At 48.5% G+C, this 11198-nt stretch carries 9 protein-coding genes; 7 read left to right on the top strand and 2 right to left on the bottom strand.

The features are described 5' to 3' along the window. The first annotated feature begins 195 nt into the window (after positions 1-195). Positions 196-447 (top strand): hypothetical protein, encoded by a 252-nt coding sequence (locus ACTHMC_RS14250; protein WP_440413967.1) that lies wholly within the window; start codon positions 196-198, stop codon positions 445-447. A gap of 10 nt (positions 448-457) precedes the next feature. Here the strand turns inward: ACTHMC_RS14250 and ACTHMC_RS14255 are convergent, their stop codons facing one another. Further along, positions 458-1009, bottom strand: coding sequence for an HD domain-containing protein (locus ACTHMC_RS14255; protein WP_440413969.1), 552 nt, complete (start codon positions 1007-1009; stop codon positions 458-460). Positions 1010-1057: 48 nt separating this feature from the next. Beyond that, positions 1058-2098 carry a glycoside hydrolase family 43 protein gene (locus ACTHMC_RS14260; RefSeq protein ID WP_440413971.1) on the bottom strand — a complete coding sequence of 347 codons (1041 nt, stop codon included), beginning with the start codon at positions 2096-2098 and terminating at the stop codon, positions 1058-1060. Positions 2099-2197: 99 nt separating this feature from the next. Here ACTHMC_RS14260 and ACTHMC_RS14265 point away from each other — a divergent pair, with 99 nt between their 5' ends. From ACTHMC_RS14265 to ACTHMC_RS14290, 6 genes are all read left to right on the top strand, one after another. Beyond that, positions 2198-2788, top strand: a complete 591-nt coding sequence (locus tag ACTHMC_RS14265; protein ID WP_440413973.1) for an RNA polymerase sigma factor — start codon at positions 2198-2200, stop codon at positions 2786-2788. A gap of 87 nt (positions 2789-2875) precedes the next feature. Then, complete coding sequence (locus ACTHMC_RS14270; protein ID WP_440413975.1) at positions 2876-4066, top strand: FecR domain-containing protein; 1191 nt, start codon at positions 2876-2878, stop codon at positions 4064-4066. Between the two features lie 274 nt (positions 4067-4340). Further along, entirely contained in the window at positions 4341-7844 is a 3504-nt protein-coding gene (locus tag ACTHMC_RS14275; RefSeq protein WP_440413977.1) for a SusC/RagA family TonB-linked outer membrane protein, read from the top strand. A gap of 10 nt (positions 7845-7854) precedes the next feature. Then, complete coding sequence (locus tag ACTHMC_RS14280; protein WP_440413978.1) at positions 7855-9288, top strand: RagB/SusD family nutrient uptake outer membrane protein; 1434 nt, start codon at positions 7855-7857, stop codon at positions 9286-9288. An 89-nt stretch (positions 9289-9377) separates the two neighbouring features. After that, positions 9378-10319: an ABC transporter ATP-binding protein gene (locus ACTHMC_RS14285; RefSeq protein ID WP_440413980.1), complete on the top strand. Its 942-nt coding sequence runs from the start codon at positions 9378-9380 to the stop codon at positions 10317-10319. Continuing rightward, positions 10316-11198: ABC transporter permease (locus ACTHMC_RS14290; RefSeq protein ID WP_440413981.1), on the top strand; the 883-nt coding region annotated here is incomplete at its 3' end. The genes ACTHMC_RS14285 and ACTHMC_RS14290, both read left to right, overlap by 4 nt.

Below are 11198 nucleotides of genomic sequence, written 5' to 3' on the forward strand. Positions count from 1 at the left end.
GGTTGCCTGCCATTGCCTTTCGGGCACAAAGACGCAAGAGTATATCTCAACAGTAACCTGCCGAATCAATGCCAGACCTATTTTTTTGATCCTGCAAACAGGTATTTCAGGTATATCGAAAATACAGAACTTGATTTCGAACCAGTAAATAAAACAACCCTGTATTATTCCTATCACCGGGCAGGATGTGCTGATATGAATTGGGGGAGCGGGCTCGGCAGGGTTGAGCATTTCAAGTGGGTTGCCCTGGGACTCATTGCTGGCGAGGGTTGTGATACTAACGAAAAAAAACGGGAGATAAGGATATATAAAGTTTCAAAAGTGGATAGTGCAGCAGACAGATTGGTTGAAGTACTTCCCTATAAAAAGAACATTCCGGAATTTAACGCAAAATGGGACTTCATAAAACGATACTGGGAAATGAACTGGAAGAACTTTGTTGAATAGCTGCACTCGTTCACCTCAGCAATTCCAGCTGCGCCAGTACCGTATCCTGCGCTTTCTTATAAAGCTCCGGATTCCCTTTAGTCATCTTCTTCAGCAACGAATTACACTCTCGGAGAAAAACTTCAGCAAAATCAGTTTCTGCCCTGGCAAACTCCGTGGAATTATCGATGATATCCGCATACTTGATGGTCTGCGCTTCAGCACTGGTATTGCTTAACCTTTCCTGCTCCTTTGCTTTTCTTTTTCTGCGGTTCCATCCGGGGTAATTGGCTTTTACAAAACGATCAGTCAGTTCATCCACCAGTTTCAATGTTTTATCAGTGCTTGCTGCATCCATTAATGGAGTAAGGAATTCTCCAATCTGATCAGCCGTTACAGCTGTATCTTCCAGCACATCATGTAAGAGAGCGGCAGCCAGTACAGGTAAATCATTTGAGTATGCGCGGCATAATTGCATCACCCGGACCGGATGATTGATATATGGTTCATCACGGAATTTTCTTCTTTGGCCTTCATGCGCTGCTGCTGCAAACTGTTCAACTTTATCAAGAATGGATTTCATGTTGTACGATCTTTATTACTAATTGCAGCAATTCCCGGGCCTGCGACACTAATATTTACCGGTTGAAGGATGCAGGACCGGCGTGCCCGCTTTTACCGGCACACCAAACAATGGAGATCCATCAGCAGCCCAGCTGAACTTCTGCGCACGTGGCGAACGGAATCCGCCACAGCCCTGTCCGGGTTTATTATTGGCATGATAAAGTATCCAGTCTTCTTTTCCATCAGGTGATTTGAAAAAGCTGTTATGTCCCGGAGCAAACACCTCATTCTCTGCCGATCCCTGGAACACAGGCTGCCCTGACTTTATCCAGCTGGAAGGATCCATCAGGTCTGCCGTTTCACTGGCAGTGAGCATGCCCAGGGTGTAATGATCCGTCCAGCAACCACTGGCGCTATAAATGAGAAACAGCTTTCCGTTATTCTTCAATATTTGAGGTCCTTCATTTACATTCACATGCGGTACATCATTTTTATTATTCAGATCGCCCTCTTTTTCCCAGGCCAGCTCCGGCATGGAGATCAGCACACGCGGGCCTTCCAGGGTCCACGGGTTTTTCATCTTCGCTAAATAGATATTCTGTTGCCCGTTAGTATCCCCTTCCCATCCGCTCCAGGTAAAATACAATTGCTGGTTGTGCTCAAACACAGTTCCATCGATACTCCATTTATCTTCGGGCGTGGTAAGCTTGCCTTTAAAAGAAAAGTTTCCTTTTAATGGATCATCAGATGCATTTTCCAGTACATACATCCGGTGGTCTTTATTATCTCCGCTATCTGCAGCAAAATAGATATACCATTTATTCTCCAGTAAATGTATCTCAGGCGCCCACAACTGTTTACTGTATTCAGTTCCATGCGGAGGTGTGAACACTGTTTTCTTTTGGGCACTGGCCAGGTCCGCGATATTTTTTGTTTTCCAGATGGTAATATTTTTCCCGGTGGTATGCGTGTAGTAATAGAAACCGTCTTTATATATGCACCAGGGATCGGCTCCTGCAGGCAATAAAGGATTAGTGAAGGTCGACTGAGCAAAACCTGTTTGCACAGAAAAGATAAAGAGCCAGAAAATGATGATCAGGTGTTTCATAATGTTGGGCTCAATAAATATAAAACATTAAGCCCGGATCATGGAAAGACGCTCCCCCTATTATTAATATCCTTAATTTTAGGAATATTACGAGACCATTTGGCTGCTGACCCACTATACGATGAAAACAAGTTACTGCAGGATGTAGTGAATGGTAACGAGACCGCATTCCGGGAACTGATGAACAGGTACTGGAATAAAATGTACGGCAACATTCTCTATCACTGCAAAAAGCAGGAACTGGCTGAAGAACTGACGCAGGATCTATTTGTTGCCATATGGCAGAACCGCGATCAGCTGCCGGAGATCCAGCGTTTCGATGCCTGGCTCTATGCCATCGCCAGGAACCTGGTGCTGGGAGCCTTCCGTAAAAAAGTAATCCCTCTTCTCGATACCAATCTGTTTGATCCTTATTTCCTGGATGATGGTCTCACCGGTGTAGACCTGCTGGAGCTGAAAGAACTGCATACCGTACTCACCAATGAGATCGCACAGCTGCCGGCTCAGATGCAGCGCGCCTTCACCCTCCATCGCATCCAGGGCTTATCCCATGAAGAAGTGGCGAAGGAGATGAATATTTCCAGGTTCAGCTCCCAGACCTATGTGGCACGCGCCACCATGCTGCTGCGCGCCGCCCTTGCCCGGTACAATGAAAAGCCCGGCTTCAGGCTTGCTGCGCTTTTTTTATAAAATATTTTCAAGGCAACGTATTAACCCACTCCTTTACTGTATCTCTATTGGTACAGCGTCTTCAATGCGCCCCAATTACAAACCACTATGGAAAATGATCAGCTAGCCATTTTATGGGAACAATACCTTTCAGGCCGGATGACAAAGGCCGAAAGAACCGAGTTCCGTTCATTGCTGGAAGCACCTGAAAACCAGGAATACCTGGAGGCTCTTCTCAGCAACTCGATGGACTACCCGGAGATTCCCGTACAACCAGACACGAAAAAAGAAGAACATATCCGGCAGGTTCTTGCAAGGATCAATCCCGGTGCAAGACCAGCCCTAAACCGTACCCCATCCCTTAACAGAAGCTGGTTACGTTATGCCGCTGCCGCCACAATTATACTGGGCTTTAGCGCATACTTCCTGCTCAAGCCATCCTCAAAGGAGGAACTGGCAAGCCAGGAAACACCAGCTCCTGTTAAAAACATCCAGCCAGGTGGAGACAAAGCCATGCTCACGCTGGCAGACGGATCAGTGATCCTGCTTGACAGTGCCGGTAACGGCTCCATCGCCCAGCAGGGCACCACCCGGATCATGAAGCAGGCAGATGGCAGTATCGTTTACGGGACCAACGGTTCCAAAGACGCTACCAGCATGATGAACACCATGCGCACTCCTGTCGGAGGCAAGTACCAGCTGACCCTGCCAGACGGCTCCAAAGCCTGGCTGAATGCAGCCAGCTCCATCACCTTTCCGGTATCCTTCCCTGAGCATGAGCGCACAGTAAAGATCTCCGGTGAAGTGTATCTCGAAGTAGCCCCCGATAAAGCCCGCCCCTTTTCTGTGAGCGGCGGCGATGCCAAAGTGGAAGTGCTGGGTACCAGCTTCAACATGAACACTTACGAAGATGAGGATAACCTGAAAGTGACCCTGCTGAACGGAGGCGTAAAGGTATCGGCCCTTCCATCGAAACAGGCTGTGGTACTGTCTCGCGGCCAGCAGGCACAGCTCGGCCCGGCAGCCATCAGAACCGTAAATAACGTGGATATAAATAAGGTGGTGGCCTGGAAGAACGACCTCTTCAATTTTGAAGATATCAATCTGGAAGACGCCATGCGCCAGATCAGCCGCTGGTACGGAGTGAAAGTGATCTATGCACAGGGCATCCCCAAAACTCAATTATGGGGCAAGATGAGCAGGAATACCAGTTTTGAGCGTTTGCTGAGAAATCTGAAAGATATCGGTGTGAACTATCTGATCAATGACAATAAAAAAGAATTGACGATACTACCCTAAGCCCGGGAAGCGAGGCTTTGAAATAATGAAAGATGCTGAACAAAAAACCGGATTCTGCGGGCATGCAGAACCCGGCGAAAAGTTTAGCACTGTAAATTTCGTGTTGCTTAACGACTATTTTTTACAACCTAAACCAGTGCAATTTATGCAAAAAACTGTTTATGGGGGCCGGTCTGCCTGTATGAGGACCCGGCGCCTTGACCAATTGCTGTTATTGGTGCGAGCGCTTAGAATGAAGCTGCAACCAGGAGTCAGCAAATCATTTATGTTAGCGATGAAATTAACTATCGTATTTCTGACTGTCGCTTTCCTTCAGGTACATGCCAATGCCGTTTCGCAATCAGTTACTATCTCCGGCAAAGAGCTGTCGCTGAAGAAAGTATTCTCCATCATTGAGCAACAAACAGGTTATGTGGTGCTCTCCAACAAAAAAGACCTGGAAGCCACCAAACCAGTTACCCTCGCTGTTTTTGATATGCCGTTACAGCAACTGCTGAACATGGTATTCAAAGATCAGCCGGTAAACTACAGGCTCGATGGCACTACCATTGTGCTGAGCCGCAAACCGGCACCTGCCCCTATTTCAAGCCTGCTGAACAATGCTCCAGCCGGTATTCCGGTGGACGGTGGCGTTGTGGATTCGCTGGGCCGGCCTGTTCAGGGCGCTTCTGTAAAACTGCTTCCCGGCAATAAAGGCACTACCACCAACAATATCGGGTTCTTCTCCATTCCCAATGTGGAGCCCGGCAATTACACACTTGAAGTTTCATTTGTAGGGTACGAAACCTACCGCCGCGCCGTAACCGTTCCCCAATACGGAGTAGTGCAGATCGGCAGGATCATCCTGAAACAGAGCAACAGTAATATGGAAGTGATTGAAGTGGTAGCTACGGGTTACCAGACACTTCCGAGAGACAGGGCCACAGGCGCTTTCTCCACAGTAAGCGCAGAACTGCTCAGCACCAGGGTTGAGCCCAACCTGCTGACCAGGATCGAAGGCATGGTGCCCGGTCTTTTTTCCAAACCAAACGGTTCCATCAACCTCCGCGGTCTCGCCACGCTCTATGCTACCGGCAGCCCCCTGATAGTGGTAGACGGCTTCCCTTATGAAGGAGATATCAACTACCTGAATCCTGATGACATCCTGAACGTTACCGTGTTGAAAGATGCCGCTGCTGCCTCCATCTATGGTACACGCGCCGCCAATGGCGTGATAGTGATCACCACCAGGCTGGGCAGCGCACGTCAGACACGTATCAATTTCAACAGTACTGTTTTCCTATCAGGAAAACCCGATGCATCCTACCTGGAACTGCTGAGCAGCAGTGAAGTGGTGGATCTGCAGCGCGATCTCTTCAACAAATACCATCCCGGCTTCAACCCCAACTCCGCCAGGTATGCCATGCCCAAAGTGACCGAAGCACTGTACGCTTTTGAGCAAGGTCAGATCACACAGGCAGAGCTTGACGCCACACTGAATGATCTCAGATCACGCAACGGCCTCTCCCAGATCGAGGACATGATGATGCAAAGCAATATCGATCACAAGCATGCCCTCTCTATTTCAGGAGGAAATGACAGGCATCAGTTCAGCATGAACATGAACTATATCGGGAACCGGGGTTATACCATCGGCTCCAGTTCTGAGAATTACAATATCGGCCTGAACGACAAATCACAGATCTTCAAATGGCTGACTGCTGAAGCAGGCATCTTTACCAGTATTTCATCTACCAAATCCACTCCTGTATCGGCTACAGGTCTGTACAGACGTATGCCGTATGAGACCCTGAAAGATGCTAACGGTAATTTTGTTGCCTGGAATGAACTGAAGTCCTCTACAGAAATAGCCAGACTGAACAACCTCGGTCTGCTTGATGAAACTTATAACCCACTGCAGGAGCTTGACCGCTACGATATCCGTACCCGCCAGAACTTTTTCAGATTACAGGGTGGTTTCAATGTGAAGTTCACAAAGTATCTTAACCTTGACCTGAAATACCAGACCGAGCGGGGAAGCTCTTTTACCAGGGACTATGCAGCTCCTGATGCATGGCGCACCGCCAACATGATCAATAATGCCACGCAGATCGTGGGAGGCAATATCATCAAGAATATCCCCGATGGGGGTGTGATCTCCGAAACCCGTGGTGACGTTAACTCTTACACCGCCAGGGCACAATTGAATTTTGATAAAGGCTTTGGCCGGGATCACCAGGTTACCGCCATTGCAGGCGCTGAACGCCGCGCCATCAAACAAACCGGCACCGGCCTGCAAAGACTTGGATATAATGATAACAACCTGCAGTTCCTGCCCGTTGATTACAACATTATCGCCAATCTTACCAATACACAGTCCATTGAAGGAACTTATAATTACAGGTTCAACGACAATAATTATTTTAACGAAGATCAGGACCGTTACACATCTTTCTATGGTAATGTTGGTTACAGCCTGAAAAGGAAATACAACCTTACAGGAAGCATACGTGTAGACGACTCCAACCTCTGGGGTGCAGATCCAAAATACAGGCACCTGCCGGTATGGTCTGCAGGCGCCAGCTGGCGTATTTCACAGGAGGATTTCATGGACCAGTTCTCCTGGCTGAATAACCTGAACCTCCGCGTTACTTACGGAAGCGGCGGTAATGTGGCCCGCCAGGTAGGACCTTACCTGATTGCCACTTCCAGCTATTTCTACGAAACCGAAGGCATGGCCACTACTATCCTCAATCCACCTAACGCAGCACTGAGATGGGAAAAGACAGTAACCACCAACTTCGGACTGGACTATAGCATCCTGAAAAACAGGATCTCCGGTTCTATCGATTACTACATCAGGAAAACAACTGACCTGCTGGGAGAAAAACCAACAGACCCTACCAATGCCTTCCCTTCTGCATTGATCAACTACGGCAGCCTCAGCAATAAAGGCATCGAGATCGCCATCAATACCGTTAATATCAAAAGCAAGGATTTCGAATGGGATACCCGTCTCTCTTTCACAAAGAACAAGAATGTGATGACAGACATCGCGCCTACCGATCAATCCATTTACAGTTACGTGAATGGTTTCGGTACACAAAGAAAAGGGTACGCCATGAACGCCCTGTTCAACTACCGTTCTGCCGGACTCGATCCTACCAACGGTACTCCGCTGGTGTATGACAAGGACGGAAAAATAGTGACCAGCTATGATCAGAACGGTTCTATCGTAGCCAATCTGACTGATATTGATGCTCTGGTTTACGGTGGAACAATGGACCCTACCTACACTGTAGGTTTTATGAACTCCGTCCGTTTCAAAAAGTTCACATTCACCATGATGATCATTGCCAACGGAGGAAACGTATTCCGTGATGCCATTCCCGGAATCCTGAACCAATTCAATTTCAGCCGCAACCTCGACAGGAGGGCGCTGAACTACTGGAAAAAACCAGGCGACGAAAAAATACCCGGAATTCAGCCTGCACCTGATCTCAGGCAAACAGGAGGTATTTACCTGGATTATATCTGGTACTCCACTGATGCCAATACCCTTAAGGCTGATTATGTGAAAGTGAGGAATATCGGTCTCAGCTATGATTTCGCATCAGCGGTCAATCGTTATGCAAAGATCAGTGGAGCCAATATCATGGTGCAGGTACAGAATCCATTCAGCTGGTTCAGGAACGATAAAGGCCTGGATCCGGAAGCATATGGTATCAGCACCAACGGCGCTTTCCGTAACACACCGGTGACTCCTCAATATATGTTGAGTCTTAATCTAACCTTCTAATTCCGAACAAATGAATCTGAAATACATACTCCCTATAGCCGCACTGGTGCTGGTAACCGGCTGCGACAAGTTCCTGGACATAAAACCCAAGAACAAGATCATTCCTCAGACTGTGGAGGATTTTGAGAATATGCTGAACAACGGCACCATGGTGAATGCCGGTGATTACTTCCAGGACCTGATGACTGACGACGCCTTCCTTCCCGAAGGTCAGCCAGCCAACCTGTACACCAACCAGCAACTCTGGGCAAGAAAGATCTACACTTTCAACAATGCTCCCTATGATGAAAGATCCAATGATTATCTCTGGAGCGAAGGCTACAAGAGGATCTTTTATCTCAATACGGTGATCAACAATATCATGACCGCCACCGGAAAAACGGAGGCCTACAAAAAATCCGTAAAGGCTGAAGCCCTCGTTGGACGAGCCTTTGAGCACCTGGCGATGGTAAACGTATATGCGAAGCATTACGACGCAGCTACTGCCTCCACTGACCTGGGTATTCCAATTGCCCTGATCGGAGACATCAGTGCAAAATTTGTAAGGAATACCGTGGCCGAAGTGTATGACCAGATCATCAAAGACCTGAATGAAGCTATTCCCGATCTCCCTGCTGAATCAAAGCTCACCAGCTTCAGGGCCATCAAACCCGCTGGCTATGCACTGCTGAGCCGTGTGTACCTTTACATGGGCAACTGGGAACTGGCCAAACAAAATGCAGCAGCAGCACTCGCGCTTAAAAGCGACCTGGCCGATATGAACAACTATGCAGTGGTGGTTCCCGGTCCATTCCCCTACGTACCCGGTACGCCAGTAGGCTGGACCAACGTTCCTGCCGCACAGAAACATCCTGAAGCGCTTTATGCACGCCACTTCCTGCGCCCCTTCGGTCTGGGACAAAGTGTATGCGCCTCCGCAGAATTGTCTGCTCTCTTTACTAACGACGATCAGCGCTGGGTGCTTTACTACGCAAATGGCTGGCCTCCCGCGCCACCTTTCAATTACTGGAATATGTACCAGGTGAAGATCTTCCTGAGAGGGGATTTCTACAACAATGCAGTGGGTACTGCTGAAGTATATCTCAACGCAGCAGAAGCCAAAGCACGCCAGAATGATATGCAGGGAGCACTCGATGACGTGAATGAGCTGCGTAAACACAGGCTCACTCCTGCAAGTTATGTGGCAAAAACACCTGCCGACTTCAGCAACGATCCTGAGCAGGTACTGCGTTTTGTACTGGAAGAAAGAAGAAGGGAACTCGCGTTCATGAATATGCGCCATATCGATCTCAAACGGCTGAACAAAGAAGCACGTTTCCAGAAAACGATCACACATAAAGCAGAAGGTGTGGAATACAAACTGTTACCTAACAGCAAGGAATACCAGCGCCAGATCTGGCCTGCAGCCTCTGCATTCAACCCTGATTGGCCCCTCAATCCATAAACATCTCTCTGATTAAGTATGCGGCAAAAGCCGGTTGGACGGTCCCCGTTACCGTTCCAACCTGGCTGCTGCCATAACCTGAAGTATCCATGCAGCAAACGATCGTTAAGTTAGAAAACTTATCGCACCGCTATAGTCAGCAGTGGGCGATAAAAGATATCAGTTTTGAAATCAACAGGCAGGGTATCCTGGGATTACTCGGCTCCAATGGCGCCGGTAAATCAACCACCATGAATATCCTCTGCGGTGTACTCAGCCAGACAGAAGGCAAGGTCACCATCGATGGGATAGATATCAGGGAAAACCCCGAGGAAGCAAAAAAGCGAATCGGCTTCCTGCCACAACAGGCCCCGCTACATCTTGAACAAACCGTTGACGAGTACCTAACATTCTGTGCGCATATCCGCCTTCTTCCAAAGAATGAAATAAAATCTGCGGTACAGGCCGTGAAGGAAAGATGCGGCGTTGCGCATTTCAGCAACCGCCTCATCGGCAACCTCTCCGGTGGTTACCGCCAGCGTGTAGGCATTGCACAGGCCATCATCCACAAACCATTACTGGTAGTGCTGGATGAGCCTACCAATGGCCTGGACCCTAACCAGATCCTGGAAGTAAGGCAGCTGATCAAAGAGATCGCTTCGGAACGATCCGTGATCTTCTCCTCCCATATCCTTGCGGAAGTGCAGGCCACCTGCCATGATATCATCATGATCGAAGGAGGTCATGTTGTTTTCCAGAACACCATAACCGCCTTCAACAATTACATCGCACCGGACAGCCTGATCGTGAGCCTGGAAAATCCTCCTGCCCTCGAAGCGCTGAAAAGCGTACCCGGTATTACAGCCGTCGAACAGGTGGAAGACAAAACTTTCAGAATGCATTTCAACGATGCTACTGAGATCAGTGAAAAAGTGGTGTTGAAAAGCGTGACAGAAGGATGGCGATTGAAAGAGATCAATCTCGAAAAGAGTTCACTCGATGCCATCTTCGCTCAATTATCTAACAAAAGATCAAGTCAAAAAATATCATGAGAAGCATATACAGAATAGGCCGGCAGGAGCTTAGCATTTTATTCCATTCACCGGTGGCATGGCTGATCCTGATCGTATTTCCCATTCAGATAGGGATGGAATTTGCAGAATATATCCTGATGCTGGGCCGCTCCCAGAGAATGGGCGCCCATTTTTCCCGCGTCACCAATATTGTGTTTGCCAGCGAACAGGGATTTTATATGGGCGTAAAGAACACCCTGTACTTTTATATCCCCCTGCTTACCATGGGCCTCATCAGCCGCGAGCTTCACAGCGGCTCCATCAAATTATTATTGTCCTCCCCCGTTAAGGTGCGGGATATCGTACTGGGAAAATACCTGTCCATGATGGTATACGGCCTCATACTCATTGCCATCATCGGGATGTTCGGATACTCCGCCTCCTTCTTCATTGAAAACATAGATTACCTGCAGATCATTGCAGGCGCCTTCGGGTTGTACCTGCTAATCTGTGCGTATGCGGCCATCGGCCTGTTCATGTCTAGCCTCACCTCCTACCAGGTAGTGGCCGCCATCAGCACCCTGGCAGTACTGGCGCTGCTTAACTTTGTGGGTGGCCTGTTCCAGGGAAATGACGTTGTTCGCCATATTACTTATTTCCTGTCCATTTCCGGCAGAACGGAACAGTTCATCAGCGGACTCATCAGTTCGGAAGATGTGATCTACTTTTTGCTGATCATCACTTTCTTCCTCACTATTACGGGTATGCGCTTACAGGCCGGCAGGGAAGCAAAATCAATCAGGCTGAAATTCACCCGCTATGCAGTACTGATTACCGGCTGCATAGTTGCAGGTTATATCAGTTCAAGGCCCCGTGCCACCGGTTACCTGGACATGACCGTTGCCAAATCCCGTACCC

Origin of the sequence: Pseudobacter sp., assembly GCF_051955275.1 — a bacterium.
Classification (GTDB): domain Bacteria; phylum Bacteroidota; class Bacteroidia; order Chitinophagales; family Chitinophagaceae; genus Pseudobacter.

Coding starts and splice junctions, on each gene's coding strand:
- ACTHMC_RS14250 (WP_440413967.1), top strand. CDS start 196: ATGAATTGGGGGAGCGGGCTCGGCAGGGTTGAGCATTTCAAGTGGGTT.
- ACTHMC_RS14255 (WP_440413969.1), bottom strand. CDS start 1,009: ATGAAATCCATTCTTGATAAAGTTGAACAGTTTGCAGCAGCAGCGCAT.
- ACTHMC_RS14260 (WP_440413971.1), bottom strand. CDS start 2,098: ATGAAACACCTGATCATCATTTTCTGGCTCTTTATCTTTTCTGTGCAA.
- ACTHMC_RS14270 (WP_440413975.1), top strand. CDS start 2,876: ATGGAAAATGATCAGCTAGCCATTTTATGGGAACAATACCTTTCAGGC.
- ACTHMC_RS14275 (WP_440413977.1), top strand. CDS start 4,341: ATGAAATTAACTATCGTATTTCTGACTGTCGCTTTCCTTCAGGTACAT.
- ACTHMC_RS14280 (WP_440413978.1), top strand. CDS start 7,855: ATGAATCTGAAATACATACTCCCTATAGCCGCACTGGTGCTGGTAACC.
- ACTHMC_RS14285 (WP_440413980.1), top strand. CDS start 9,378: ATGCAGCAAACGATCGTTAAGTTAGAAAACTTATCGCACCGCTATAGT.